General features: G+C 67.7%; 25 protein-coding genes and 1 tRNA gene. 14 read left to right on the plus strand and 12 right to left on the minus strand.

The features are described 5' to 3' along the window. Positions 1–9: 9 nt before the first annotated feature. From ACTWP6_RS03650 to ACTWP6_RS03690, 9 genes are all read left to right on the plus strand, one after another. Positions 10–1,158 carry a CaiB/BaiF CoA transferase family protein gene (locus ACTWP6_RS03650; protein WP_443186849.1) on the plus strand — a complete coding sequence of 383 codons (1,149 nt, stop codon included), beginning with the start codon at positions 10–12 and terminating at the stop codon, positions 1,156–1,158. Between the two features lie 9 nt (positions 1,159–1,167). Next, positions 1,168–2,346, plus strand: coding sequence for an acyl-CoA dehydrogenase family protein (locus ACTWP6_RS03655; RefSeq protein WP_443186850.1), 1,179 nt, complete (start codon positions 1,168–1,170; stop codon positions 2,344–2,346). Then, complete coding sequence (locus ACTWP6_RS03660) at positions 2,343–3,260, plus strand: acyl-CoA dehydrogenase family protein (RefSeq protein WP_443186851.1); 918 nt, start codon at positions 2,343–2,345, stop codon at positions 3,258–3,260. The genes ACTWP6_RS03655 and ACTWP6_RS03660 overlap by 4 nt, the downstream gene beginning before the upstream one ends. Then, entirely contained in the window at positions 3,257–4,441 is a 1,185-nt protein-coding gene (locus ACTWP6_RS03665; protein ID WP_443186852.1) for an acyl-CoA dehydrogenase family protein, read from the plus strand. The genes ACTWP6_RS03660 and ACTWP6_RS03665 overlap by 4 nt, the downstream gene beginning before the upstream one ends. Then, positions 4,438–5,430, plus strand: coding sequence for an acyl-CoA dehydrogenase family protein (locus tag ACTWP6_RS03670; protein ID WP_443186853.1), 993 nt, complete (start codon positions 4,438–4,440; stop codon positions 5,428–5,430). Before ACTWP6_RS03665 ends, ACTWP6_RS03670 begins: the two co-directional genes overlap by 4 nt. A 2-nt stretch (positions 5,431–5,432) precedes the next feature. Continuing rightward, positions 5,433–7,148: a thiamine pyrophosphate-binding protein gene (locus tag ACTWP6_RS03675; RefSeq protein WP_443186854.1), complete on the plus strand. Its 1,716-nt coding sequence runs from the start codon at positions 5,433–5,435 to the stop codon at positions 7,146–7,148. A 38-nt stretch (positions 7,149–7,186) separates the two neighbouring features. After that, positions 7,187–8,611, plus strand: a complete 1,425-nt coding sequence (locus ACTWP6_RS03680; protein ID WP_443186855.1) for an aldehyde dehydrogenase family protein — start codon at positions 7,187–7,189, stop codon at positions 8,609–8,611. Between the two features lie 123 nt (positions 8,612–8,734). Then, positions 8,735–9,640, plus strand: a complete 906-nt coding sequence (locus tag ACTWP6_RS03685) for an amidohydrolase family protein (RefSeq protein ID WP_443186856.1) — start codon at positions 8,735–8,737, stop codon at positions 9,638–9,640. 82 nt (positions 9,641–9,722) lie between these two features. Next, positions 9,723–10,493, plus strand: coding sequence for a VOC family protein (locus ACTWP6_RS03690; RefSeq protein ID WP_443186857.1), 771 nt, complete (start codon positions 9,723–9,725; stop codon positions 10,491–10,493). Positions 10,494–10,496: 3 nt separating this feature from the next. Here the strand turns inward: ACTWP6_RS03690 and ACTWP6_RS03695 are convergent, their stop codons facing one another. Beyond that, complete coding sequence (locus ACTWP6_RS03695; RefSeq protein WP_443186858.1) at positions 10,497–10,712, minus strand: DUF2945 domain-containing protein; 216 nt, start codon at positions 10,710–10,712, stop codon at positions 10,497–10,499. A gap of 94 nt (positions 10,713–10,806) precedes the next feature. Here ACTWP6_RS03695 and ACTWP6_RS03700 point away from each other — a divergent pair, with 94 nt between their 5' ends. Then, on the plus strand, positions 10,807–12,042 hold the full coding sequence (locus ACTWP6_RS03700) for a KasA/KasB family beta-ketoacyl-ACP synthase (protein ID WP_260755211.1): 1,236 nt from the start codon (positions 10,807–10,809) through the stop codon (positions 12,040–12,042). Between the two features lie 75 nt (positions 12,043–12,117). On the opposite strand, the gene ACTWP6_RS03705 is transcribed toward ACTWP6_RS03700, so the two are convergent. Both ACTWP6_RS03705 and ACTWP6_RS03710 read right to left on the minus strand, forming a co-directional pair. Next, positions 12,118–13,014 (minus strand): cyclopropane mycolic acid synthase family methyltransferase, encoded by an 897-nt coding sequence (locus ACTWP6_RS03705; protein ID WP_260755210.1) that lies wholly within the window; start codon positions 13,012–13,014, stop codon positions 12,118–12,120. A gap of 90 nt (positions 13,015–13,104) precedes the next feature. Further along, complete coding sequence (locus ACTWP6_RS03710; protein WP_443186859.1) at positions 13,105–14,037, minus strand: cyclopropane mycolic acid synthase family methyltransferase; 933 nt, start codon at positions 14,035–14,037, stop codon at positions 13,105–13,107. 154 nt (positions 14,038–14,191) lie between these two features. Here ACTWP6_RS03710 and ACTWP6_RS03715 point away from each other — a divergent pair, with 154 nt between their 5' ends. Continuing rightward, positions 14,192–14,920, plus strand: coding sequence for a 3-keto-5-aminohexanoate cleavage protein (locus ACTWP6_RS03715; RefSeq protein WP_443186860.1), 729 nt, complete (start codon positions 14,192–14,194; stop codon positions 14,918–14,920). On the opposite strand, the gene ACTWP6_RS03720 is transcribed toward ACTWP6_RS03715, so the two are convergent. After that, positions 14,910–15,356: a cupin domain-containing protein gene (locus ACTWP6_RS03720; RefSeq protein WP_443186861.1), complete on the minus strand. Its 447-nt coding sequence runs from the start codon at positions 15,354–15,356 to the stop codon at positions 14,910–14,912. The genes ACTWP6_RS03715 and ACTWP6_RS03720 overlap by 11 nt on opposite strands. A gap of 26 nt (positions 15,357–15,382) precedes the next feature. Here ACTWP6_RS03720 and ACTWP6_RS03725 point away from each other — a divergent pair, with 26 nt between their 5' ends. After that, positions 15,383–15,817 (plus strand): hypothetical protein, encoded by a 435-nt coding sequence (locus ACTWP6_RS03725; RefSeq protein WP_260755207.1) that lies wholly within the window; start codon positions 15,383–15,385, stop codon positions 15,815–15,817. Continuing rightward, positions 15,814–16,410 (plus strand): GNAT family N-acetyltransferase, encoded by a 597-nt coding sequence (locus tag ACTWP6_RS03730; protein WP_443186944.1) that lies wholly within the window; start codon positions 15,814–15,816, stop codon positions 16,408–16,410. Before ACTWP6_RS03725 ends, ACTWP6_RS03730 begins: the two co-directional genes overlap by 4 nt. 9 nt (positions 16,411–16,419) lie before the next feature. Here the strand turns inward: ACTWP6_RS03730 and ACTWP6_RS03735 are convergent, their stop codons facing one another. From ACTWP6_RS03735 to ACTWP6_RS03750, 4 genes are all read right to left on the minus strand, one after another. Then, on the minus strand, positions 16,420–16,869 hold the full coding sequence (locus ACTWP6_RS03735; RefSeq protein WP_260755206.1) for an Hsp20/alpha crystallin family protein: 450 nt from the start codon (positions 16,867–16,869) through the stop codon (positions 16,420–16,422). Positions 16,870–16,990: 121 nt separating this feature from the next. Then, positions 16,991–17,848: a winged helix-turn-helix transcriptional regulator gene (locus ACTWP6_RS03740; protein ID WP_443186862.1), complete on the minus strand. Its 858-nt coding sequence runs from the start codon at positions 17,846–17,848 to the stop codon at positions 16,991–16,993. Between the two features lie 30 nt (positions 17,849–17,878). Further along, complete coding sequence (locus ACTWP6_RS03745; protein WP_443186863.1) at positions 17,879–19,441, minus strand: carotenoid oxygenase family protein; 1,563 nt, start codon at positions 19,439–19,441, stop codon at positions 17,879–17,881. Further along, a complete protein-coding gene (locus tag ACTWP6_RS03750) occupies positions 19,438–20,655 on the minus strand; it encodes an acetyl-CoA acetyltransferase (protein WP_443186864.1) in 1,218 nt (405 codons plus the stop codon). Before ACTWP6_RS03750 ends, ACTWP6_RS03745 begins: the two co-directional genes overlap by 4 nt. Positions 20,656–20,846: 191 nt before the next feature. On the opposite strand from ACTWP6_RS03750, the gene ACTWP6_RS03755 reads away from it, so the two are divergent. Beyond that, the gene (locus tag ACTWP6_RS03755) at positions 20,847–21,533 is read left to right on the plus strand and encodes a GAF and ANTAR domain-containing protein (RefSeq protein ID WP_443186865.1); all 687 of its coding nucleotides are present in this window, start codon (positions 20,847–20,849) and stop codon (positions 21,531–21,533) included. A gap of 98 nt (positions 21,534–21,631) precedes the next feature. Here ACTWP6_RS03755 and ACTWP6_RS03760 read toward each other — a convergent pair whose 3' ends face one another. From ACTWP6_RS03760 to ACTWP6_RS03775, 4 genes are all read right to left on the minus strand, one after another. Next, complete coding sequence (locus tag ACTWP6_RS03760) at positions 21,632–21,988, minus strand: heme-binding protein (protein ID WP_443186866.1); 357 nt, start codon at positions 21,986–21,988, stop codon at positions 21,632–21,634. A gap of 49 nt (positions 21,989–22,037) precedes the next feature. Beyond that, the gene (locus ACTWP6_RS03765) at positions 22,038–22,292 is read right to left on the minus strand and encodes a hypothetical protein (protein ID WP_260755200.1); all 255 of its coding nucleotides are present in this window, start codon (positions 22,290–22,292) and stop codon (positions 22,038–22,040) included. A 284-nt stretch (positions 22,293–22,576) separates the two neighbouring features. Next, positions 22,577–23,920, minus strand: a complete 1,344-nt coding sequence (locus ACTWP6_RS03770; protein ID WP_260758272.1) for an NAD-dependent succinate-semialdehyde dehydrogenase — start codon at positions 23,918–23,920, stop codon at positions 22,577–22,579. Between the two features lie 362 nt (positions 23,921–24,282). Next, positions 24,283–24,355 (minus strand) — tRNA-Arg (locus tag ACTWP6_RS03775). Between the last annotated feature and the right edge of the window lie 98 nt (positions 24,356–24,453).

Here is a 24,453-nt window from a genome sequence, read left to right on the forward strand (position 1 = left end):
GGCCGCTCGATGGCTGAGAACGGACCGCTGGCGGGCATCCGCGTCGTCGATCTCACCGCGATGGTGATGGGCCCCTACTGCACCCAGATCATGGCCGACATGGGCGCCGACGTGATCAAGGTCGAACCGCCCGAGGGCGACAACACCCGCTTCATCTCGGTCGGTCCTGTCTCGGGCATGAGCGGGGTGTTCGTCAACGTCAACCGCGGCAAGCGCAGTGTGGTGCTGGATCTGCGCTCCGAGGAGGGCAAGGTCGCGATGCGGGCGCTGGTGGGACGCGCCGACGTGTTCATCCACTCGATGCGGTCGAAGGCGATCGCCAAACTGGGCCTCGGCTACGACGACGTCGCCGCGATCAACCCGTCGATCGTCTACACCAACTGCTACGGGTACGGGCGGCGCGGGCCGGAGCGGGACCGCCCCGCCTACGACGACACCATCCAGGCGGAGTGCGGAATCCCGGCTGTGCAGCGGCAACTCACCGGTGAGGCCGACTACGTCGGCACCATCATCGCCGACAAGGTGGCCGGCCTGACGGCCCTCTACGCGACCACGATGGCGCTGTTCCATCGGGAGCGGACCGGGGAGGGCCAGGAGGTCGAGGTCGCCATGTTCGAGACGATGGCCTCGTTCATGCTGGTCGAACATGCCAACGGCGCCATTTTCGACCCCCCGCTCGGGCCGGCCGTGTATCCGAGGACCGTCGCTCCGAACCGCCGTCCCTACCGCACCAAGGACGGCTACATCGCCGCGCTGATCTACAACGACAAGCACTGGAACGCATTCATCGACGCGGTGCAACCGGCCTGGTCCTCGCAGACCTACGCCACGCTGGAAGCCCGCGCTCACCAGATCGATGCGGTGTACGGGCTCGTCGCCGAGACGCTGGCCGAGCGGACCACCGCCGAATGGCTGGACCTGTTCCGGGAACTGGAGATTCCCGCAGCGCCGCTGAACACCCCCGACGCGTTGTTCGACGACCCGCACCTGAACGCGGTGGGCCTGTTCGAGACCGTGCACACCCCGCACGGCCCGGTCAGGTTCCCCGGCGTGCCGACCTGGTTCTCCCGCACGCCGGGCCGGGTGCGAGGGCCGGCCCCGGAACTCGGCGCGGACACCACGGCGGTGCTCGACGAACTCGGCCTCGGCGCGGAATAGGAGCAACCGATGGACTTCGACATGGGCAAGCGCGCCGCGGACCTGCGCCGCGAGCTCCGCGATCTGGTGAACGAGCATGTGCCCGAGCACTTCCTCGGTGCGTTCACCGATGACCCGGCCGACCTGGAGACCGCGCAGGCGTTCTGCCGCACTCTGGCCGAACGCAACCTGTTGTGCCTGGCCTGGCCCGAGCAGTTCGGCGGCAGTGGCGCGTCGGTGTGGGAGCAGACGGTGGTGCGCGAGGAGATGTGGGCCCACCACGAACCGCGCGGCGCGCAGTACATGGGGGTCAACTGGGTCGGCCCGATCATCATGCGCCACGGCACCGAAGAACAGCAGCGTCAACACCTCCCGCCCATCGCCGCGGGTGAGGTGATCTGGTGCCAGGGCTTCTCCGAGCCCGAGGCGGGTTCGGATCTGGCGTCGCTGCGCACCTACGCTCGCCCGGCCGAGGACGGCGACGGATGGCTGGTCAGCGGTCAGAAGATCTGGACGTCGTACGCGACGATGGCGCAGTGGTGTTTCCTGCTCGCGCGCACCTCGAAGGTGGGGGAGGGCACGACCCGGAAGAAGCAGCAGGGTCTGACGATCTTCCTTGTGCCGATGGACGATCCGGCGATCACGGTGCGCCCGATCCGCACCATGCTGGGCCCGCACCACCTGAACGAGGTGTTCTTCGACGACCTGAGGGTCACCGAGGCCGACGTGCTCGGCACCGTCGGCGCGGGCTGGTCGATCGTGCAGGACGTGATGGCGTTCGAACGCGTCGGCATTGCGAGATACGCCCGCTGCGAACGGCTTTTGGCGGCAGCACCGGCGGTGCTGGGGGACCGGTGGGAGTCGCTGCCCGCCGAGCTGCGGGGCCGCTGGATCCGGATGCTGACCCACTGTCGCCGCGCCCGGCTGCTCGCCTACCGGGTGGTCGCGCTGCAGAGCAGCGGTCGCATCACCCCCGGCGACGCGTCGGCCTACCGCATCGCGGTCACCACACTGGACCAGGACAGCGCGGAGGTGTTGATGGACATCGCGGCGCAGGTGTGCCATAACGACCACCGCGCGGCGTGGTTCCTCGGTGAGGTCGACGACCACTGGCGCTACTCGCAGGCGTCCACGGTGTCCTCGGGGAGCATTGAGATGCAACGTATTCTGCTGTCCCGCGCAATGCTCTCAGCAGGGGCTGGGAAATGATCCTGGATCTCAGCGACGACGCGCTGGAATACGGCAGGCAGGCCCGGCACGCTTTCGAGAACGCCGGCGGAGACCGGCTGGTCGAACAGGCCGAGGCCGCGCCCGACACCCGTGCAGCACTGGTCGGTCCCGTCCTGGACGGCCTCGGCGCGTGGGATCTGGACCCGCGCGCCGACGCCGACGGGCTGGAAGCCGCTGCCGCCCTGTGCCGCAGTGCCGGTTACTGGGCGCTGCCGTACCCGCTCGCCGAGCGGTTGGCCGCACCCGCGGACCTTGATGTCGACGGCCTGGTCGTGGCCGGCGGCGCCCGCCCGGCCGCCGCGATCGCCGGTCTGGATCTGCGTTGGGCCGCAGTCGATCTCGACGGCAACCGGTCGCTGATCGCCGGGCGCCGCGGTACCGGGCCGGCATTCGTCACGGAGCTGGAGCTCTCTCCCGTCGACAATGCCGGCGCCGCGGACGTCGCTCTGGCACTGGTGCTGCCGTGCTGGAGCTTGCTGGGCATGCTCGACCGCGCGGTGGCGCTGACCGTCGCGCACGTGAGCCTGCGTCAACAGTTCGGCCAGACACTGGCCTCGTTTCAGGGGGTGCAGTTCCAGCTCACCGACGCCGAAGTCGAGCGCAGCGGGGTGGACATCCTGGCCAAGCACGCGGTGTGGAGCATCGCCTCCGACCAGTCGCACGCCGTCGACGACGCGCTCGCACTGCGGATGGCCGCCATCGAAGCCGCCGAGGTGGTGTTCCGGGTGTGCCACCAGTTGCACGGCGCGGCCGGCTTCTGCGACGAGACGACCCTGTCATGGCTGTCGCGCCACAGCCAACCGCTGCGCCGGCTGCCGTTCGGACTGTCCGCCACGCGAGACCACCTCACCCGGCGTGCCGGACGCCGCGGCCTGACGGGACTGTTCGCATGACCGTGCTCGACGAGTTTCGCGCCGAGGTCCGGGCCTGGTGCCGCGACCACATCCCGGCCGACTGGCGGGCCAACCAGACCCGGGTGAGCGACGACGAGTTCGTCCGCTTCCAGAAGGCGTGGTTCGCCGAACTGCACAGCGCCGGATACGCCGTGCCGCACTGGCCGGCCGAATGGGGTGGTGGCCTCTCGGTCGACCGGCAGGTGGTGCTGTACCAGGAGCTGGCCGCCCACGATGCGCCCCGGCTCGTGTTGGCGTTCGTCGGGATCCACCACGCCGCGTCCACCCTGCTGGTCGCGGGCACCGACGAGCAGCGCCGGCGGCACCTGCCGGCGATCCTCGACGGCGAGATCTGGGTGCAGGGCTTCTCCGAACCCGAGGCGGGTTCGGATCTGGCCGCGCTGCGCACCACCGCCCGCCGGTGCGGCGCCGACGGCGAGGACTATTACGTGGTCAGCGGACAGAAACTGTGGGCCAGCGGCGGGATGCATGCCGACTGGTGTCTGTTGCTGGCCCGCACCGACCCGGATGCGCCGAAGCGCCCCGGTGCTCGGAAAAGCGCGGGCATTTCGTACTTTCTGCTGGACATGACCACCCCGGGCGTGCAGGTGCGCCCGATCCGCAACGCCATCGGTGACTCGCACTTCTGCGAGATCTTCCTCGACGAGGTGAAGATTCCGGCCGCCAACCTGATCGGCGCGGAGAACAACGGCTGGCAGGTGGCGCAAGCGACGCTGGGCGCCGAGCGGGGGATGACCATGCTCGAACTCGCGGAGCGGCTCGGCACGGCCGGATTCCGCCGGCTGGTGGAGTCCGCGCCGCTGCACGACCCGATCGTCGCCGACCGATTGGCCGGGTTCGAGACCGAGATCACCGGACTGCGTGGGCTGTGCCGGCAGATCGTCGAACACGGTGCGGCCGGACCGGCGGACGCGTCGATCGTCAAGCTGTATTACAGCGAACTGTTGCAGCGGCTGACCGATTTCGGCGCCGAGATCGGCGGCCTGGACGCTCACACCGAGCTGGCCAAGCCGATGTCGAGCGGATGGGAATCCGGCTCCTGGGTACTGGATTTCGTGGGCTCCTGGGAGTGGACGATCCCCGGCGGTGCCAGCGAGGTCCAGCGCACCATCATCGCCGAACGCGGGCTGGGCCTGCCGCGGGAACCGAGCGTCGGATGACGGAGTTCTCCGAGTTCCACGACGAGCTGCGTTCGGTCGCCGGCGATGTGCTCGCCAAGGACCGTGCCGTGGACTGGCCGGTGCTGGTGGACGCGGGCTGGCCCGGCCTGGAAATCCCGGACTCCCTCGGCGGATCCGGGGCGACGTTCGTCGAGACGGCGGTGATCCTCGACCAGATCGGGCGTGCCGCCGGAGCGAACGCCTTCCTGGGCAGCGCAGTTCTGGCTGTCGGAGTGTTGAACGAACTGCCGCCCAGCGGTATTCGCGACGAGCTGCTCGGCGCCGTCGCATCCGGGCCCGGGCGGCTGGCCGTCGTGACGGAGGGATTCGCCGTCGACGGCGGCCGGCTGACCGGACACGCCGGCTTCGTCCCCGACGCTGTCGGCGCCGACCAGATTCTGGTCCTCGTCGGCGGCGCCGTGGCGGCGGTGGACCCGGCACAGATGACCGTGGTTTCCCAACCGGTGGTCGACAGCACCCGGCAATTGGCAACCGTCAGCGCCGACGCGGCTGAGATCACCGAACTGCTCCCGCTGACCGGCGCTCCGGAGACCGTGCGGCATCGCGCCGAGGTGGCGCTCGCCTGCGACAGCCTGGGTCTGGCCGAGCACATGCTCACGGCCACTGTCGAATACGTGAAGATGCGGCACCAGTTCGGGCGCCCCATCGGATCCTTCCAGGCCGTCAAACACGCCTGCGCCGACATGCTGGTCGCCATCGAGGTATCGCGTCGGCTCGTCTCCGACGCGGTCCGGATCGTCGCCGACGGCGGCGACGCCGCAGTGGCCGCCGCGATGGCGAAATCCTACGCCTGCTCGGCCGCCGTCGACGTGGCCGGCAAGGCCATGCAGCTACACGGCGGCATCGGCTACACGTGGGAGAGCGGCATCCACGTCTATCTCAAACGCGCCACGCTGAACCGCTCGTTGTTCGGTTCGGCTGCAGCACAACGGAAACGACTCTCGCAAAGATATTCGAAAGGGATTTGACCATGGGTGTACCCGTGTACAAGCGCATTCTCGACCTGTTCGAGGCCGAGGGCGTCAACACGCTGTTCGGCATCCCCGACCCCAACTTCGTGCACATGTTCACCGAGGCCGACGCCCGCGGATGGTCGGTCGTCGCGCCGCACCACGAGCTCAGCGCGGGCTTCATGGCCGAGGCCGCCTCCCGGATGACCGGCAAGCCCGGTCTGTGCATCGGCACTCTCGGACCGGGCGTGGCCAACATCGCCGGCGCGATGATGTGCGCGCTGGTGGAGAACTCGCCGGTGATCTTCCTCGGCGGCCAGCGCGCCCGCATCACCGAGCGCCGGGTGCGTCGCGGGCGGATCCAGTTCGTCCAGCAGGAAGGGCTTTTCGCGCCGTCGGTGAAGTACAGCAGCTCGATCGAGTACGCCGACCAGACCGACGAGATTGTGCACGAGGCGATTCGGCGCGCGATGTCGGGCACCCCCGGCCCCGCCTACATCGAGTTCCCCTCGCACGTCATCCTCGAAGAGCTCAACGTGGGGGAGGCGCCGCCGCCGTCGGGGTACCGGCTGGTGAACCAGGGCGCCGGCGCACCCGAGGTGGCCCGGGCGGTCGAGTTGATCCGCCAGGCCGACAGTCCGATCCTGTTGGTGGGACATGGCGTTCACACGTCTCGGACCCAGCAGCAGGTCAAGGAGCTGGCCGAGCTGATGGCCTGCCCGGTGATCCAGACCTCGGGCGGCACCTCGTTCATCCCGGGGTTGCAGGACCGTACCTTCCCGTACCTGTTCTCCCCGGCCGCCAATCAGGCCGTCGAGGAGTCCGACCTGTGCGTGGCGCTGGGCACCGAACTCGGTGAGCCCATGCACTACGGCCGGACCCAGCACTGGGCCGGCAACGACGCGCACCGCAAGTGGGTGTACGTCGAGCAGGATCCGACCGCGATCGGCGTGAACCGATCCTTCGACGTGCCGCTGGTCGGCGATCTGCGGGGGGTGGTGCCGCAGCTGGTCGAGGCGCTGCGCGACAACCCGCGCAGCGCCTCGGCGAATCTGGATGCCCTGGTCAAGGCCGATGCCGCCGAGCTGGCCCGGGTGGCCGACGAAGCCCCGAGCGGCCGCACCCCGGTGCATCCGGCCCGCTTCGTCGTCGAGGCGACCAAAGCCTTCGATGAGTACGCCGAGGACGGAATCATGGTCCGCGACGGCGGCGCCACGGTGATCTTCCAGTGGACCTACTCGCAGACCAAACCCCGCGACGTGATCTGGAACCAGAACTTCGGCCACCTCGGCACCGGGCTGCCGTACGCCGTCGGCGCGTCGGTCGCCGAAGGTCGCAACCGCCCGGTCATGCTGCTCACCAGCGATTCGGCGTTCCTGTTCCACATCGCGGAGCTGGAGACCGCGGCGCGGGAGAACCTGCCGCTGGTCTGCGTGGTCGGCGTGGACCACCAGTGGGGCCTCGAAGTGGGGGTCTACAAGCGGACTTTCGAGCAGCCGTCGCCGCAGCCCGGTGTGCACTGGAGCAAGGACGTCCGGATGGACAAGATCGCCGAGGGCTTCGGCTGCCACGGCGAGTATGTCGAGAAGGACGACGAGATCGGTCCGGCCATCCAGCGGGCCTACGCCAGCGGCAAGACCGCGGTCGTGCACGTCTGCATCGACCCGAAGGCCAATTCCGAGGAGATGCCGAAGTACGACCGGTTCCGCACCTGGTATGCAGAAGGCACCCAGTAGGCCTAGGGATCGGCGAACCTTTGAGTAAGGATGGCACCATGCGTGAATATCTGAAGCACTACATCGACGGCCAGTGGGTCGACCCGGTCCGGCCCAACGCGCTGGAGGTGGACAACCCGACCACCGAGGAGATCTCCGGCAGGATCGCACTGGGGTCGTCGGCCGACGTCGACCTCGCGGTCACCGCGGCGCGGCGCGCGTTCGGCACCTGGTCGCAGACCACCCGCGAAGAGCGCCTCGACCTGCTCGGCGCGATCATGGCCGAATATCAGAAGCGGGCCGGTGATCTGGCTGAGGCCGTCACCGAGGAGATGGGCGCACCGGCGGGGCTGGCATCAGGCCCGCAGGTCAACCTCGGGGTGGGGCACCTGGCGACCGCGATCGATGCGCTGAAGAACTTCGAGTTCGAGGAGCAGCACGGCAGCACGCTGGTGGTCAAGGAACCGATCGGGGTGTGCGGGCTGATCACGCCGTGGAACTGGCCGATCAACCAGATCGCCTGCAAGGTGTTCCCGGCGCTGGCGACCGGCAACACGATGGTGCTCAAGCCGTCAGAGATCGCGCCGTATTCGGCGCAGATCTTCACCGAAATCCTGGACGCCGCAGGGGTTCCCGCCGGGGTGTACAACCTCGTCTACGGTGACGGGCCCGGTGTCGGGGCCGCGATCTCCAGCCATCCCGACATCGACATGGTCTCGTTCACCGGCTCGACGCGCGCCGGCGTCGAGGTGGCGCGCAACGCGGCCCCGACCGTCAAGCGGGTCACCCAGGAGCTCGGCGGCAAGAGCCCGAACATCGTGCTCGACGACGAGGACTTCGCCAAGAGCGTGGCCGCGGGCACGTCGGTGATGATGGTGAACAGCGGGCAGAGCTGTAATGCGCCGTCGCGGATGCTGGTGCCGAATTCGCGGATGGACGAGGCGATCGCGGTGGCCCGCGAGACCGCGTCGGCGGTCAAGGTCGGCGATCGGTCCGACAAGTCCGCGATCGGGCCGGTCGCGTCGAAGGCGCAGTTCGACAAGATCCAGGGCCTGATCCAGAAGGGCATCGACGAGGGCGCCACGCTCGTCGTCGGCGGCACCGGCCGGCCCGACGGCCTCGACAAGGGCTACTACGTCAAGCCGACGGTGTTCGCCAATGTCACCAACGACATGACGATCGCCCGTGAGGAGATCTTCGGCCCGGTGCTGTGCATCCTCGGCTACGACGACATCGACCAGGCCGTCGAGATCGGCAACGACACCGAATACGGTCTGGCCGGCTACGTCTCGGGCGCCGACCTGGAGAAGGCGCGCGCGGTGGCGCGCCGCATCCGGGCCGGGTCGGTGGCGATCAACCACGGCTTCGACATGGCCGCGCCGTTCGGCGGCTACAAGCGCAGCGGCAACGGCCGGGAGTGGGGCCCGTTCGCATTCGACGAGTTCCTCGAGGTCAAGGCCGCGCTGGGCTACGCCCCGGCGTAAACCCCCGAGATCACGGCGCGCCGGGGTACGCCTGCCGCCAAACCCTGGCCTGCTCGGGCGAGCGTAGGTGTTTCTGACGGATATCGGCGGCGGAAATCGCTCAGAAACCGTACGCTCGGCGCAGTGTCGAGTGAAAAGTACGAGTACGGAATCGATTTCGACGCGGTCGCGGCGATCGACATCCACACCCACGTCGAGGTCGACAGCCACGGCCACCGCGCCTATGACGACGTGCTGGTCGAGGCGACCGGCAAGTACTTCAAAATGCCCTCCGCCTTGGAAGGCGTCGCGGCCGGCGTGGACGCCGTCGCCGAGCAGTACCGACAGCACAACACCGCCGCGGTGGTGTTCACCATCGACGCCCGCCACGGCATGCGGCACGCGCCGAACTCGATCGAGGACCTGGTGGCCGGCGCCGCCCGCAACAACGACGTGTTGATCCCGTTCGGCTCCGTCGATCCGTGGCAGGGCCGTCACGCCGTGCACCGTGTCCACGACCTGGTGCGCAATCACGGCGTCAAGGGCTTCAAATTCCATCCGAGCATGCAGGCGTTCGAGCCCAATGACCGCGCCCACTACCCGATCTACCATGCGATCGCCGAGGCCGGTGTGCCCGCGTTGTTCCACACCGGGCAGACCGGTATGGGCGCCGGGCTGCCCGGTGGCCACGGCATCAAGTTGCGCTACAGCGATCCCATGCTCCTCGACGACGTCGCCGCCGACTTCCCGGAGCTGACGATCGTGATGGCCCACCCGGCCGTGCCGTGGGTGGATGCGCAGATCTCGATCGCCACGCACAAGGCCAACTTCTACATCGATCTGTCGGGGTGGTCGCCGAAGTACTTTCCGCCCCAACTGGTCCGAGCGATGGGACGCCAATTGCGCACCAAGGTGCTGTTCGGCACCGACTATCCGTACATCCAGCTCGAACGCTGGCGCCGCGACTTCGACACTCTCGACATCGACCCGGCGGTGGTGCCGCTGATCTACAAGCAGAACGCGTTGCGGGTGCTGGGGCTCGCCTCGTAGCACCGGGGCGCGATGAGTTTCCGCCGGTCCGTCGGTCTGCATCGATGACACACCACCCTGGACCACTGAACAGGAGAGTTCGATGCCCGTCCGTACCTCCGTCCCGCTGGGCGCCCCCATCTGGATCGACCTGGCCACCTCCGACCTCGACCGCGCAAAGGACTTCTACGGCAGGGTTTTCGGCTGGACCTTCGACACCGCCGGCCCGGAGTACGGCAGCTACGTCACCGCACTCCTGGACGGCCGACCGGTGGCCGGATTGATGGTCAACGACCCGCAGTGGCACGCCCCCGACGCCTGGACCACCTACCTGCACACCGCCGACATCCAGACCACTGTCGACAAGGCCATTGCGGCCGGTGGCACCTCGTGCGTGGCGCCGATGGAGGTTCCCGGCAAGGGCTGGATGGGGATGATCACCGACCCGGCCGGCGCATTCTTCGGGCTCTGGCAGCCGACCGGCCACCACGGCTACGAACTCGTCGACCAGCCCGGCGCACCGGTCTACCACCAGCTCACCGCCAGTGACTACCGGGGAGCTCTCGACTTCTACCGCACGGTTTTCGGCTGGGACATCGACACCGTGTCCGACTCCGATGAGTTCCGCTACAGCACAGCCCTGTTCGACGGTGCGGCGCTGCTCGGCGTGATGGACGGCAGCGGCATCCCGGGCGAGGCGCCGTCGAGCTGGTCCTTCTTCCTCGGCGCCGACGACGTCGACAAGACCGTGCAGCTCATCGTGGACAACGGCGGGAGTGTCGTGCGGGCCGCCGAGGACACCCCGTACGGCAGGCTGGCCGCGGTGACGGATCCGACCGGGGCCGGGTTCAACCTGTCGTCGATCGAGAGCTGATCGTCACGACTTCTTCTTCAGAGCGTCGGGCTTGTGCACGGCGTCGTTGCCGCTCTTGTCGCTGCGCACCCGGTATTGGGGTTCGTCCGGCGATGCCCGCACCGTGCGCCCGGCAGCCTCGGCGTCGGAGGTGATCTTCTCCTCGACGGTGCCCTCGGCCGTGCTGCCGTGGCTCTGCCAGGTCACCTTGTCACCGGTGGTGAACTTCTGTTCTGCCATATGGTTGCGGATACCCGTAGCGGGACCCGCTACTCGTGGGGTACATGTCGACTACACGCATTACCGGCGACAGTATCGGCAGCATGGGGGGACCATGGCTAAGTTCCCGGACGTGGTGGTGACCGGCATCGCCATGACGACGGCTCTGGGCACGGACGTGGAGTCGACGTGGCGGGCGCTACTGGACGGGCGCAGCGGTATCCGGTACCTGCCGGACTCGTTCGTCGAAGAGTTCGACCTGCCGGTCCGCATCGGGGGGCACCTGCTGGAGACCTTCGACGAGGAGCTGACCCCCGAGGAGGTCGCGAACCACTCGTACATCCAGCGGATGGCCCTGGTGCTCGGCCGGCGGGTGTGGGAGAACGCCGGTTCGCCCGAGGTGGATCCGCGCCGGTTGGCCGTGTCGATCGGCACCGGGATGGGCGGCATCGAGATGATGATCTTCGCGTACGACGACCTGCGCCAACGCGGATATGGCGCCGTCGCACCGAACGCGGTGCAGCAATACGTGCCCAGCGCGCCGTCCACCGCGGTCGCGGTGGATCACCATGCCCGCGCCGGGATGGTGACCCCGGTGTCGGCATGCGCGTCGGGCTCCGAGGGGGTGGCCCAGGCGTGGCGGCAGATCATCTTCGGCGACGCCGACATCGCGATCTGCGGGGGAGTGGAGTCCCGCATCGAAGCGGTGCCGATCGCCGCGTTCGCCAAGATGCGCATCGTGATGTCGACCAACAACGACGACCCCCAGGGCGCCTGCCGGCCCTTCGACAAGGACCGCGACGGCTTCGTGTTCGGGGAGGGCGGCGCGCTGCTGGTGATCGAGACCGAGGAGCACGCGAGGGCTCGGGGTGCCCGGATCGTGGGCCGGTTGATGGGGGCCAGCGTCACCTCGGACGGTTACCACATGGTGGCCCCCGATCCCAACGGCGAGCGGGCGGGCCACGCGATGGCCCGGGCGATCGAGCTCGCCGGCCTGTCACCGATCGACATCGACCACGTCAACGCGCACGCGACCGGAACCACGGTGGGCGACGTCGCCGAAGCGGTGGCGATCAACAACGCACTGGGCAGCCACTCACCTGCGGTGTACGCGCCGAAGGGGGCGCTCGGGCATTCGGTGGGGGCGGTGGGTGCGGTCGAGTCGGTTCTGACGCTGTTGGCCCTGCGCGACGGCGTGGTGCCGGCGACGCGCAATCTGAAGAACCTGGCCCCGGACATCCACCTCGATGTGGTGGCAGGCAGCCCGCGGCCCGGCAACTACCAGTACGCGATCAACAACTCGTTCGGGTTTGGCGGCCACAACGTGTCGCTGGTGTTCGGCCGCCCTTAGCGACGCCGAAACTGCAACTGAACAGGGCGTTTCCCGACCTTCTGCCGCCGGAATGCAGTTGCGCCGGCAGCGGGGTCAGGCTTTGACGAGAGTGAACTGACCCAGTTCGCTGATGCCACGGTTGAAGAAGTCGCTGCATCCGGTCAGGTACTTCATGTACCGCTGGTAGACCTCTTCGGACGTGGCCGCGACGGACTCGTCGTGATGGGCCTCCAGCGCCTCGGCCCAGGTGTCGAGGGTGCGCACATAGTCCTTGTTCAGGTACTGCTTGTGCTCCAGCGTGAACCCGGCATCGGCGGACAGTTCGACGATGTTGTCTTCGCCGGGAACCGAGCCGCCGGGGAAGATCTCCTTGGCGATGAACCGCATGAACTTGAGGTCGGTCATCGTGATCGGAATGCCCAATTCGGGCCACTTCTTCAGCGGATGGCCGAGGATGGCCTGCAGCAGCATCCGGCCACCGCTGGGCAGCACGCTGCTGCACATCTTGAAGAACGGGGCGTAACGCTCCTGCGGGAACGCCTCGATGGCTTCGATGCTGACGATGCGGTCGACGGGTTCCTCGAACTGCTCCCAGCCGCGCAGCAGGATGCGCCGGGACCGCTGCGTGTCGAGGCCGTCGAGCAGTTCCTGGGCGAACTTGTGTTGGTTGCGGCTCAACGTCAGGCCGATGACGTTGACGTCGTACTTCTCCACCGCACGGCGGAGCACCGAGCCCCAACCGCAACCGATGTCGAGCAGCGTCATACCCGGCCGCAGATCCAGCTTGCCCAACGCGAGGTCGATCTTGGCCAGCTGCGCCTCGGCCAGCGTCATGTCGTCGCGTTCGTAATAGGCGCAACTGTAGGTCCGGGACGGATCCTGGAAGAGGCCGAAGAAGTCGTCGGAGAGGTCGTAGTGCGCCTGAACCTCGTCGAAGTGGGGCTCCATGTTCTTGCCCGCCTCGGGCGGGTTCACCGTGCTCTTGACCATTCCCGACCGACCTCCATCCGAAAAAGCGGATTCTCGTTCCGTGTGGGCATCCAGGTTACGCGCGTACCCAAATTACTACACGGGCGTCATTTACGGTTTCTCGCAGGTGAATTGGACGACGTCGGTGTAGCCGTCGCGGAACAGGTCGGCGCACCCGGTCAGGTACTTGTAGAAGCGCTCGTAGATCTCCTCCGAGGTGATCGCGATCGCCTCGTCCTTCTTGTCCTTGAGGTTCGAGGCCCAGGTGTCGAGCGTCTTGACGTAGTGCGGCTGCAGGTGCTGCTCGCGGGTGACGTTGTAGCCGTTACGAGTCGCCGCGTCGGTGACCTGAGCGGCCAGCGGCAGACGACCGCCGGGGTAGATCTCGTCCATGATGAACTTGATGAAGCGCACCTTCGACATGGTCAGCGGCAGCTTCTTGGCTTTGATCTCGTCATCGCTGGGGATGATGATCGTGTGTAGCAGCATCACACCGTCGTCGGGCATCCAGCTGAAGGTCTTCTTGAAGTAGTCGTCGTACTTGTTGAAGCCGAAGTGCTCGAACGCGCCGATCGACACGACCCGGTCGACCTTGCCGTCGAACTCCTCCCACGGCTGCAGCCGGACTTCCATGCTGCGGCTGGTGTCGATGTTGGGGAACCGGTTGGTCTCGATGTGCTGCTTCTGGTTCTCCGACAGCGTTAGGCCGATGACGTTGACGTCGTACTTCTCCACAGCGCGCTGGATGGTCGACCCCCAGCCGCAGCCGATGTCGAGCAGCGTCATGCCGGGTTCGAGGCCCAGCTTGCCGAGGGACAGGTCGACCTTGGCGAGCTGAGCCTCCTCGAGGGTCATGTCGTCGCGCTCGAAGTACGCGCAGCTGTAGGTCTGGGACGGGTCCTGCCAGAGCTTGAAGAAGTCGTTGGAGATGTCGTAGTGGAATTGGACTTCTTTCTTGTCCGAGCCGCGGGTCTGGGACGCGGATGTGGACAGCCAGGCGGATTCAGCGGTCTGGTTCGCTTGGTCGGTTGAGCTGTTAGGCATCAGGTGTCCTGTCGGCATGCAGATGTCACGCCCGGGCGGGACGCTGGTTCTCTACTACCCCGCCTGGAGAACGTGAAAACGGTCCGCGTCTGAATGTACGCGGCACGGGCCGCGCACCGGGCGACCCACGCCCATGACCGTCAAGATGGTGCTCATGAGCCGCAGCTCGCAGATCTACCTCAAGGCGTGCATCAACGGCGCCCGCACGCCGGACCAGCATCCGAACCTGCCCGTCACCCCCGCGGAGCTGGCCGCCGAAGCGGTGGCGGCGCACCGGGCGGGCGCCAGGGCCGTGCACATGCACCCCAAGGACGCCGAGGGCGCCGACTCGCTGCTCGCCGGTGAGGTCGACGCCGCGGTGGCCGCCGTGCGGGACGCGCTGCCGGGGCTGCCGCTCGGCGTGACGACCGGCTTCTGGGCGCTGCCCGATCCCGGGCAACGGCTGCGGGCAGTGCAGAGCTGGAGTGTGTTGCCGGACTTCGCGTCGCTGAACTGGCATGAGCCCGGTTCTCCGGAACTCGCCGAACTGCTGCTCGGTCGTGGGCTCGGCGTGGAGGTCGGCATCTTCCACGCCGAGGCGGCGCAGTCCTGGGCGGCCTCGGGCATCGCGCAGCACTGCATGCGCGTGATGATCGAACTCGGGTCGGACGCCGACACGGCGACGGCCGACGAACTGCTGGGCATCGTCGCCGCAGCGAACTCGCCGGCGCCGATACTGTTGCACGGATTCGACGCCAGTTGTTGGCCGCTGCTGCAACACGCCGGGGTACGGGGGCTGCAGACGCGCATCGGCCTGGAGGACACGCTGCAGATGCCCGACGGTGCCGCCGCCGCCGGCAATGCGGCTCTGGTCTCGGCCGCGGTGGAGCTGTTCAGTCGGTAGAGGCGCCGAGCGCGAAGTCGGCGAAATCGAAGCCCGGGACCACCACGCAGCTCACCAGGCAGGGCTGGGCTCCGCGGGGGCGGGCGCGCTGCCAGTGCCCGGGCGGCACGACGAACTGCGGGATCTCGCCCGCGTCGAGGTCGGCGCCGAGGAGGTGGGTGGTCGCCGATTCCTGCTGGGCACCGACCTCGAGCAGCAGTGGCCCGCCGAAGTGGTACAGCCACAGTTCGGCGCTGCGCACGGTGTGCCAGGCGGACTGCTGCCCCGGCATGAGCAGGTACAGGATCGCCGTTCCCGCGTTGCGGACCCCGGCGTAATCCGGAGGCAACGCCGACTGCGGGATCGTCAGATCGCTGCGCCAGGTTTCCTTGAACCAGCCCCCTTCCGGGTGCGGGGAGAGGTCCAGGCGACGCGCCCACTCGGGAAGATCGCTCATCGGCTCACCCTAGTAGTCTTCCCGCCATGGCTCGCGCGCTTCCGGGGTGGTTGGTCGCGCTGTGCGCGTTGCTCATCGCCGTCAGCGCGTGGCTGCCGTGGCTCAGATCCGCCGACGGGGCCCGCGCCAACGCGATCGGGGGGGTGGCCGGCGCGATGCCGGTGCCTCCGCCCGCCTTCGGGGTGGGCCAGCTGGTGGTGCTGCTGGCGGCAACACTGGTGGTCGCGGGCGCGATGGCGGCGCGGGGAATCTCCGGGCGCATGGCTTCCACGGCGGCACTGGCGATTTCGGTGGTGCTGGTCGTGCTCGCGCTGTGGTTCTACCGACTCTACGTCTATCCGCCGGTGTCGGCGGGATACGGTCTGTACGTCGCCGCGGCGCTGGCGCTGGCCTCAGCGCTGCTCTCGATCTGGGCGATGCTCTCGGCATGGACGTCGTCGGCGCCGGCCACCGTGCGATGACCGGCTTCGTCGAGCCGGTCACGTTGACCGGTGACCGCTGGGTTCGACTGGAACCGCTTGCCCCCGAACATCTCCCGGAGATCGAGGCGGCAGCCGCCGACGGCGAGCTGGGCCGGCTGTGGTTCACCGGCACGCCGCGGGCGGGCCGGGCGCGCGACTGGCTCGACATGCGACTCGGCCTGCAGCGGCCGGACACCGGCTTGACCTTCGTGGTACGCGGCGGCGACGGGGCGCTGATCGGGTCCTCGAGCTATCTCGACGTCGACGGCGCCAACCGGCGGCTGGAGATCGGCAACACCTGGTACGTCGACGCGGTGCGACGCACCGGCGTCAACAGCGAGACCAAGCTGTTGATGCTGAGTCACGCGTTCGACGTTCTGGGTTGCGTCGCAGTCGAATTCCGCACCCACTTCTTCAACTTCACCAGCCGGGCCGCGATCGAGCGCCTCGGCGCAAAGCTCGATGGGACCCTGCGCAGTCATCAGCTGCTGCCCGACGGCTCCCGCCGGGACACCGTGGTGTATTCGATTCTTGATATCGAGTGGCCGGCCGTGCGGTCCAACCTGCGGTTCAGGCTGGACCGCCACGGCTGAGCCGCCGGACTATTCGGCGTCGATCGTCGTGGTCTTGATCGACTTCTGCGTGCCGGCGTGGCTGATCTCGATCTTGCGCGGTTTGGCCTTCTCGGCCACCGGGATCGTCACGGTGAGCACGCCGTTCTCGTAGGTTGCCGAGATGGCGCCCGTGTCGATGCCTTCGCCGAGAGAGAGCTGCCTGCGGTAGCTGCCGAAGAACCTCTCGTTGGCCAGCCACTGCGCCGACTCGTCCGAACGTGCGGTGCGGTGCGCCGAGATGGTCAGCGTGCCGTTGTCGACGTTCACGTCGACCGATCCCGGATCGACACCGGGCAGGTCGGCGGTCAGCACGTAGAGGTCGTCGATCTTGCAGAGGTCCATCGGCATGAACCGTGGGGCTCGGTTTGATCCGGTCTGGCTGGTCAGCAAGCCCCGGGTCAAGGCATCAAGGTCACTGAACGGATCAAAGCGGAGCACAGCAATCCACCTCCTACCTCACTCAGAGCCCGCCACCCCGGCGGGCAGCCAAATCACTGTGCAGCAGCGAGATTAGCGCTCGACCATAGAGAGTGCCAGCCCTGGCGCCGAAATTTCCGGCTCATCGCAGGGCCCGGATCTGGGCTCCGCGCAGGTGTGCACGGCAGTGATCGCAGACGAGCGCGGGTGCGAACCTGCGCCTGCAGGCGGTGTGGGTCAGCAGCACCGCGGGTCCCTCCGGGGACGGGAACCAGCGCTGCGCCCAGTCCAGCGCGCACACCAGTACCGGGAAGAACGCCAGCCCCTTCTCGGTCAACCAGTAGCGACCGCCGTCCTGGCCGAGGATCCCTTCATCGGTGAACACCGACAGCCGGCCCGCGATGGTGGCCGGCGGGGCTTTGAGCTGACTTTGGAAGTCGGTGAACCGGCCGATGCCGACGAACGCGGCGACCAGCAGGGCGAACGCCCATCGGTCGCCGATGACACTCATGGTCTGCGGGAAGAGCGCCGCGGCCCCGGAGCGGCGGGCACTGGAGCGCCGCCGGTTCGCACCGGCCGGGATCGACCGCTCCCACGACCCGCTCGGTCCCCACTGTGCGACAACATCTTTCGCTTCGACGCCGCTGCCGCACGAACGGCAGGTGGTCTCCGGCCGGAAGTCCCGGCCGCAGCCGGTGTGGTGCATCTGCGGCAGGGGTTCGGCGTGGTCGGGTACCCACCGTCGTTCCCATTCCCAGACCGAGGTGAGCATCGGCCACAGCGAGCGGCTCTTCGGGGTGAGTAGATACTCCGAACGCGGGGGGTTGTCCCGGTACTGCCGCCGGACCAGCAGCTCATCGCCCGCCAGCGAGTTGAGCCGGTTCGACAACACCGCATTCGACACCGGAAGTGCGGCGGTGAAGTCGCCGTAGCGGCGGGCCCCCAGCATGGCCCGCTGCACGATGAGCAGCGTCCACTCGTCCCCGAGTAGGCCGAGCATCCGCGCTACGGCGTTGGGTGCCTCCGGCAACTACAGCCCGATCGCCGCGGCGGCCGAGTCGGTGTCCCGCCACCGCGGAAGGTCGGATCCGGGTGCCCACGTGGAATGCGTACCGCTGGAGATGCGTTCGGGCAACAGCAGTTTGCACACCGGTCCGTCCTCGACCCGGGCCGCATCGAACACGAGGCAGTACGACGCGTCGGCGTTCATGTCGGTGGTCAGCGTGATGAGGTAGCCGTCGTCCTCGGCGACATCGGAGCGCGGAGCCGCCCCGGCGGCGACATCGGAGCGGGGCGCCATCGCGGTCTCGCTGCCGAACACGCCCTCGCCGAAGGCGTAGTGCGTCTCGGTTCCGGTGTGCAGGTCGTGGCGGAGCAGGCCGTCGAACAGGAACCAGCCGGGCTTGCCGGTGGCCGCGTAGGTGTAGCGGTGCGGGCGGCCCGCGTAACCGGGATTGATCATCCCGAACTCGCTGAGGCAGTCGGACAACGGCTCCTCGCGGACCTGACCGGTGACCAGGTTGAAGCGCCACCGGTGCAGCCGCGTCTGCATGCCGTCCAGGGAGAGACTGCGGAAGATCTGCTGCCACCTGCGGCTCATGCCGTTGTCGATGCCCTGGGTGGGTTCGGGATCACCCTGGAAGAAGCCGTCCAGCGCGATCTCGTCACCGTCCTCGTAGGCGTTGGGGAAGTGCAGCACGTAGGTCGGGTCGGTCTCGAACCACCTGATCTGGGAGGTGTCGCCGCGGCGTGGGACGACCGCAAATCGCGACGGCAGGTCCCGGTGCAACCGCGGCAGGTGGATGTTGTGCTCGAGCAGGGAGGTGTCCCAGAACAGCGGGAAATCGTTGAGAATCACGTAATTCTCAGTGAACGCCATGTCGTGCGGCAGCCGCGGGCCGGGCAGCGGGACGTCGACGCTGTGCACCACCTCCCCGGCGGCGCTGACCACGCCGTAGCGCATATGTGGCGCCTGCTTGCTGTAGTGGAAGAACAGCAGTTCGCCGGTGCGGTCGTCGACCTTGGGGTGCGCGGACACGCCCCAGTCGGTGGGAAATGTGCCGTGCCAGTTCTCCTTGCCGAGGTCCTCGCCGCTGCACGGGTCGATGCGGTACAGGTCGCCGCATTGGTAGTGGCTGGTCAGTGCGACACCCCGGTGCACGATGACGTCGGTGGAGGACGCGTCTTTCATCAGGGTGCGTGCGCCCCAGCCGTAGTCGCGGCGGGCGAGTTCGATGGGTTCGGCGATCCCGGGCCACAGCGGTCCGCCGGCCTCGTTCTCGGCGATGAAACCGTCGGTACCGACAAAGCGGTTGCGGTAGAACGCTTTTCCGTCCCGGAATCCGACGATGTGCAGCATGCCGTCGCCGTCGAACGGGTGGTAGTACTTCAGGGCGGGGTGCAGCGGGTTCTCCGTGTTGCGCAGGTACACGCCGTCGAGGTCGGCCGGGATCTGCCCCTCCACGACGCGGAGGTCGTCGTCGTCCCACTCGGTGGTCTGGGGGCGCCACGGTCCGGTCCGGTAGGGGTGGTCGTCGTCTTCGGGCAGCGTCGAGAGGTACTTGCCGACGATTTCGGGGTGGGGCGATGTCATGGCGTCCTTCCGACGACGAAGCTGACCGTGGTGGCGGTGCTGCCGCCGAAGTTCAAGGTGGCGAAGGTCTTTGCGTCGTCGATTTGGTAGGCGCCCGCGGTGCCGCTGACCTGACGTGCCGCGTCGAGCAGCATCCTGACCCCGGACGCGCCGACGGGATGTCCGCCGCCGATCAGGCCGCCGCTGGGGTTGATCGGGAGCCGGCCGCCGGGCGCGATGTCGCCCTGTTCGATCGCCTTCCAGGACTCGCCGGGCGCGGTCAGGCCGATGTGGTCGATCGCCAGGTATTCGCTCGGGGTGAAGCAGTCGTGCACCTCGAAGCCGTGGACGTCGTCGAGCGTGACCTCGGCGCGGCAGAACGCGTCGAGCACTGTCGTCCGCACGTGGGGCAGCACGTAGGGTTCGCCGGCCGAATGGTCCAGTTTCTGCTGCAGGCCGAGGCCGACGGTGCGGTGACCCCAACCGTCGATGCGGCCGAGCGGACGCGCGGCGGGATGGTCGCGCAGCCAGTCGTCGCTGACCAGGACCACGCCGGCGCCGCCGTCGGTGAGCTGACTGCAGTCCAGTCGCCGCAGCCTGCCCTCGACCACAGGGTTGGTGACGTCGTCGGCGTTGACGGGGTCGGGAATCGACCAATCGCGGGTCTGCGCCTGCGGGTTGCGCTTGGCGTTCGCATAGTTCAACGCCGCGATCGCGTGCAGGTGGGCTTCGTCGATGCCGTACCGACGGTCGTACTCCGCGGCGACGGATTCGAACATGGAACGCCACATGAACTTCGCGTCGCAGCCTTCGTGTTCGGTCCACGCCGCTGCGCCGAGGATGGCGGTGGCGACGTCGCCGGGGACCGTCTTCTCCAACTCCACGCCGAGCACCAGTGCCGAGGCGTAGGCGCCCGACCGCAGATCGGCCATCGCGGCCAGCACCGCGGCGCTGCCCGACGCGCAGGCTGCCTCGTGACGCACCGCGGGAGTCCCCCACAGCCCGGGGTCGACGGTGGCGGGCATGGCGCCGAGGTGACCCTGGCCGGCGAACAGCTCGCCGAAGGCGTTGGCGACGTGCACGACGCCGATCTGGCCGGCGCCGACCTTCGCCGCGTGCAGCGTCGACGTGACGACCTCGGCGGTCAGCCCGGCGAAGTCCAGGCCTTCCTTGGCGTAGTTGCGTGCGAAGTCGCTCTGATAGCCACCCAGGATCCACACGCCGGCCGCACCCATGCCGGCACCGTACTACAACTAACAGAGTGACTGGAAGAGGCGGCCCCGCCGGCTCCTGTCTGAACCGACGAGACCTCGACAGCGGCGACGGTCGACCATCGTCGTTGTCTGCCGCCCTGCATTGCCCCCGCGCCCGACGCGCAAACCCGGGCCGCGTGTACATGTCGGAACGGATGGGGAAGTCTGTACGAATGACTGAAACGTCCAGCCATGCGCTGGCCAAGCGGATGGCGGAGCTGGCCCGGGCGGTGGCCACCCCTCGCCGCGTCGAGGATGTGTTGTCCGATGTCACCGGTGAAGTCCTGGATCTGATCCCCGGTGTCGATGCGGCCGGCATCCTGTTCGTCGGTAAGGGGGGACGCTTCGAAACGGTGGCCGGCACTTCTGAGCTGCCACATCGCCTCGACGAACTGCAGATGACGTTTCGAGAGGGGCCATGCCTCGACGCCGCGCTGGACCAGGTGGTGGTGCGCACCGACGACTTCCGCACCGAACAGCGCTGGCCGCAGTACGCGCCCGCCGCCGCGGAGATCGGTGTGCTGAGTGGTCTGTCGTTCAAGCTCTACACCAGTGGAAAGACCGCGGGAGCGCTCAATTTGTTCGCGCTGAGGCCGCACGTGTTCGACGACGAGGCCGAGACGATCGGCGCGGTGCTCGCGGCCCATGCGGCCGCCGCGATCCTGGCCAGCCGGGAGAACGAGCAGCTGACCTCGGCGCTGTCGACGCGAGACCGCATCGGCCAGGCCAAGGGCATCATCATGGAGCGGTACAACGTCGATGACATCGCCGCCTTCGAGATGCTGCGCAGACTTTCGCAGGACAGCAACACCAAGCTCGTCGACGTCGCGGACAAGGTGATCGAGACCCGGGGCACTTGACCGGCCGCGGGGTCAGAGCCCGCGGGGCCGGATCAGGAACGTCTCTTCGGTCAGGCCGCACTACCTGCTGGCTGGAAGTGCGCTGCGCAGCCCGACGGTCAGGCGTCCGGCATGCTGGCCGGCGGGAGCCCGCAGCGGGCGCGGAAATCGATCATCGGCTGCCGGATGCCGCGCAGCTCGGAGGCTACCTGCGGGCTCGTGTCCATGTAGGACTCGACCTTGGCTCGCCGTTCTTCGGGCGGCAGACCGCGCAGACTGGTGAAGAACCAGTTCACGTCCGGGTGGGTGAACATGTAGGCCGACAGCGATGCGGACACCCCGGACAGGATGCCGGCCTGGTCGGCGATCGAGCAGTTGGGGGCCGGGGCCGGCTGTGCCGCCGCGAGCGGGCCGGAGCCGAGCAACGCGGCCCCGGCGAGCACCACCGCACCTGCAGATCGGACGAGAACAGACATACCCACTCCTTTTCGTGGTCGAGTCAACATGCCAGGGATCCTGCGACCGTCAATTGTCATCGTCGTCGTCACCGCTGCCGAATGCGGCGCCTCCGCCATATCCCACGTCGTGCCGTTCCCGCTGTGGGTTCAGAGCGATACTGATGTCGTCGTCGTAGCAGAACATGTCCAGCTCGCACCACGGATACTCGGTGGGGAACGGTCCGGACAGGACCGGGGCGGCACCGGCCACCGCGGCGGACGTCACCGCGCCGGCCACGGCGCCGGCCGCCAGCAACGGAATTGCCAAGTAGGACTTGCGCATCACTACCTCCCGACCCGATCACCAACGTTCCGCGGGCCGGTAATCGGCTGCGCTGGTGCTCAATCTGCCGTCGGCGGAGGGTAGTGACATCCCCCAGGATGGGGGAAATGGCGAGTGGAAAGTACGCCTCGTTGCCGGGCTGTCAGAGATCAGCCGAAGCAACTGTCAAGCATCAGTCGAAACAGACAGCGAACAAGGACTCGGCACTCGCCCCATGAACCGTCCCGGGTCCGGGGATGATCGGGACGACCCGTGTGCGGGGCGGTATGCGTTGGCTGAGGCCCCTAACCGAAGAATCCGGCTGTCGGCTGAGCGCCGCGCTCAACCACGCGAACCAGCTTCGCGTTGACGAATTCCTTGATGCCCAGCGGACCGAGCTCACGTCCGTAACCGGAGCGTTTGATACCTCCGAAGGGCAACTGCGGTTCTGAGCTGGTGGGGTAGTTGATCCACACCATGCCGGCCTCCAGTCGGGCGGCCAGGTCCCGGGCCCGTTGCTCATCCCCGCTCCACACCGAACCACCGAGTGCGAAGGGCGTAGCGTTGGCGAGCTCGATGGCCTCAGCTTCAGTTTCGACCCGGTACACCTGCGCCGCCGGACCGAAAAACTCCGTATAGAAGGCCGGATTGTCCGGTGTGATATCGGTCAAGATGGTCGGCTGGACGTAGGCACCGGGGCGGTCGATGCGTCCTCCGCCGAGTACCAGGGTGGCGCCGCCGGCGACTGCCTGTTGAATCTGCCCGATCAGGCGTTGTGCGGCCTGCTCAGAGCTGAGCGGGGCAAGGGTGGTGGCCTCGTCGGTCGGGTCTCCTGGCCTCAGCGCGCCCATTCGGTCCCGCATAGCCTCCAGGAAGCGGTCGTAGAGGTCGCCGAGGACGATGAATCGCTTCGCGGCGACGCAACTCTGGCCGCAGTTCGCCGTGCGCGCGGTCACCGCGAAGTCCAGCGTGCGCTCGAAGTCCTCATCGTCGAGCACGATGAACGGATCGCTGCCGCCGAGTTCGAGCACTGTCTTCTTCACCTCGTGGCCCGCACTCTCGGCGACCGCTTGGCCGGCGGCGTCGCTCCCGGTCAGCGAGACTCCGCGCACCAGGGTATTCGGAATGATCTTCTCCACCGTGCGACCGGGCACGAGCAAGTTCACGTAAACGCCGCGCGGCAGGCCCGCGTCGGTCAGGAGTTTCTCGATGGCGATCGAGCATTGGGGACATTGGCTCGCGTGTTTCAGCACGATGGTGTTGCCGGCGGCGATGTTGGGCGCCGCGAAGCGGGCAACCTGGTATATCGGGAAATTCCACGGCATGACGCCGAGCAGTACGCCCAATGGCTCGTAGCGTATCTGCGCACTGCCCGCGTCCGCGTTGAGCGGTTCGGCCTCAAGCAGCGTCGCGGCGTTTTCTGCGTAGTAGCGGAAGATCTCGGCGCTCAGATTCACTTCGCCACGCGCCTCGTGACGAAGCTTGCCCATCTCCAATGTCACCAGGCTGCTGAGCTCGTCGACGCGTTCCAGCATCAGGTCGGCGGCGCGGGCGAGCACGGCCACCCGTTCGCTGACAGGACGCTCTCGCCAGGACAGGAAGGCCTGGTGGGCGTCGTCGACCGCGTGATCGACCTGTTCGTCGCTCATCGGTTGGAACTCGCGCAGCAACTCTCCGCTGGCCGGGTTGACGGTGGCAATCGGTGAACGGTGTTCGACCCCGACCGAAGGTGAATTCATGGTCTCCCCTTTGCGTGCAGCGGATTCCTGCTTGCGATGTCTGGATTGATCGCACGTTCGACGGTCCCTGCATGGCAGCCGACATCTTCGGAGTGTGGCAATCCGGCAGCGCGCGAATCTTCAACTCGGTCATACCGATTTCGCCAGGCGGATTCGTCCCGTCAGAACCACGGCCGAGGGCGGCTCCGCGCGCGCCCTTTCACCTATGTGGGGTTGGGCTTTCTCAACAGCTACTTTCGCAGTTGACTGTGAGCCACGATTCAACAGTTGAGTGCCCCCGGCAGGATTCGAACCTGCGACACCGGCTTTAGGAGAGCCGTGCTCTATCCCCTGAGCTACGGGGGCAGCTACGGGACGATGCCGGTGGGAGCTTACCCTCCCGGTGCCGCGGGCCCGCAACGGCGGATCCCAGGTATGGCAAAAGTGACAAAACTCTGCGGAGT

The sequence above is a fragment of the Mycobacterium sp. 4D054 genome (genome assembly GCF_052245755.1).
GTDB lineage: Bacteria > Actinomycetota > Actinomycetes > Mycobacteriales > Mycobacteriaceae > Mycobacterium.

Coding starts and splice junctions, on each gene's coding strand:
- ACTWP6_RS03650 (WP_443186849.1), top strand. CDS start 10: ATGGCTGAGAACGGACCGCTGGCGGGCATCCGCGTCGTCGATCTCACC.
- ACTWP6_RS03655 (WP_443186850.1), top strand. CDS start 1,168: ATGGACTTCGACATGGGCAAGCGCGCCGCGGACCTGCGCCGCGAGCTC.
- ACTWP6_RS03660 (WP_443186851.1), top strand. CDS start 2,343: ATGATCCTGGATCTCAGCGACGACGCGCTGGAATACGGCAGGCAGGCC.
- ACTWP6_RS03665 (WP_443186852.1), top strand. CDS start 3,257: ATGACCGTGCTCGACGAGTTTCGCGCCGAGGTCCGGGCCTGGTGCCGC.
- ACTWP6_RS03670 (WP_443186853.1), top strand. CDS start 4,438: ATGACGGAGTTCTCCGAGTTCCACGACGAGCTGCGTTCGGTCGCCGGC.
- ACTWP6_RS03675 (WP_443186854.1), top strand. CDS start 5,433: ATGGGTGTACCCGTGTACAAGCGCATTCTCGACCTGTTCGAGGCCGAG.
- ACTWP6_RS03680 (WP_443186855.1), top strand. CDS start 7,187: ATGCGTGAATATCTGAAGCACTACATCGACGGCCAGTGGGTCGACCCG.
- ACTWP6_RS03690 (WP_443186857.1), top strand. CDS start 9,723: ATGCCCGTCCGTACCTCCGTCCCGCTGGGCGCCCCCATCTGGATCGAC.
- ACTWP6_RS03695 (WP_443186858.1), bottom strand. CDS start 10,712: ATGGCAGAACAGAAGTTCACCACCGGTGACAAGGTGACCTGGCAGAGC.
- ACTWP6_RS03700 (WP_260755211.1), top strand. CDS start 10,807: ATGGCTAAGTTCCCGGACGTGGTGGTGACCGGCATCGCCATGACGACG.
- ACTWP6_RS03705 (WP_260755210.1), bottom strand. CDS start 13,014: ATGGTCAAGAGCACGGTGAACCCGCCCGAGGCGGGCAAGAACATGGAG.
- ACTWP6_RS03710 (WP_443186859.1), bottom strand. CDS start 14,037: ATGCCTAACAGCTCAACCGACCAAGCGAACCAGACCGCTGAATCCGCC.
- ACTWP6_RS03715 (WP_443186860.1), top strand. CDS start 14,192: ATGAGCCGCAGCTCGCAGATCTACCTCAAGGCGTGCATCAACGGCGCC.
- ACTWP6_RS03720 (WP_443186861.1), bottom strand. CDS start 15,356: ATGAGCGATCTTCCCGAGTGGGCGCGTCGCCTGGACCTCTCCCCGCAC.
- ACTWP6_RS03725 (WP_260755207.1), top strand. CDS start 15,383: ATGGCTCGCGCGCTTCCGGGGTGGTTGGTCGCGCTGTGCGCGTTGCTC.
- ACTWP6_RS03730 (WP_443186944.1), top strand. CDS start 15,814: ATGACCGGCTTCGTCGAGCCGGTCACGTTGACCGGTGACCGCTGGGTT.
- ACTWP6_RS03740 (WP_443186862.1), bottom strand. CDS start 17,848: ATGCTCGGCCTACTCGGGGACGAGTGGACGCTGCTCATCGTGCAGCGG.
- ACTWP6_RS03745 (WP_443186863.1), bottom strand. CDS start 19,441: ATGACATCGCCCCACCCCGAAATCGTCGGCAAGTACCTCTCGACGCTG.
- ACTWP6_RS03750 (WP_443186864.1), bottom strand. CDS start 20,655: ATGGGTGCGGCCGGCGTGTGGATCCTGGGTGGCTATCAGAGCGACTTC.
- ACTWP6_RS03755 (WP_443186865.1), top strand. CDS start 20,847: ATGACTGAAACGTCCAGCCATGCGCTGGCCAAGCGGATGGCGGAGCTG.
- ACTWP6_RS03760 (WP_443186866.1), bottom strand. CDS start 21,988: ATGTCTGTTCTCGTCCGATCTGCAGGTGCGGTGGTGCTCGCCGGGGCC.
- ACTWP6_RS03765 (WP_260755200.1), bottom strand. CDS start 22,292: ATGCGCAAGTCCTACTTGGCAATTCCGTTGCTGGCGGCCGGCGCCGTG.
- ACTWP6_RS03770 (WP_260758272.1), bottom strand. CDS start 23,920: ATGAGCGACGAACAGGTCGATCACGCGGTCGACGACGCCCACCAGGCC.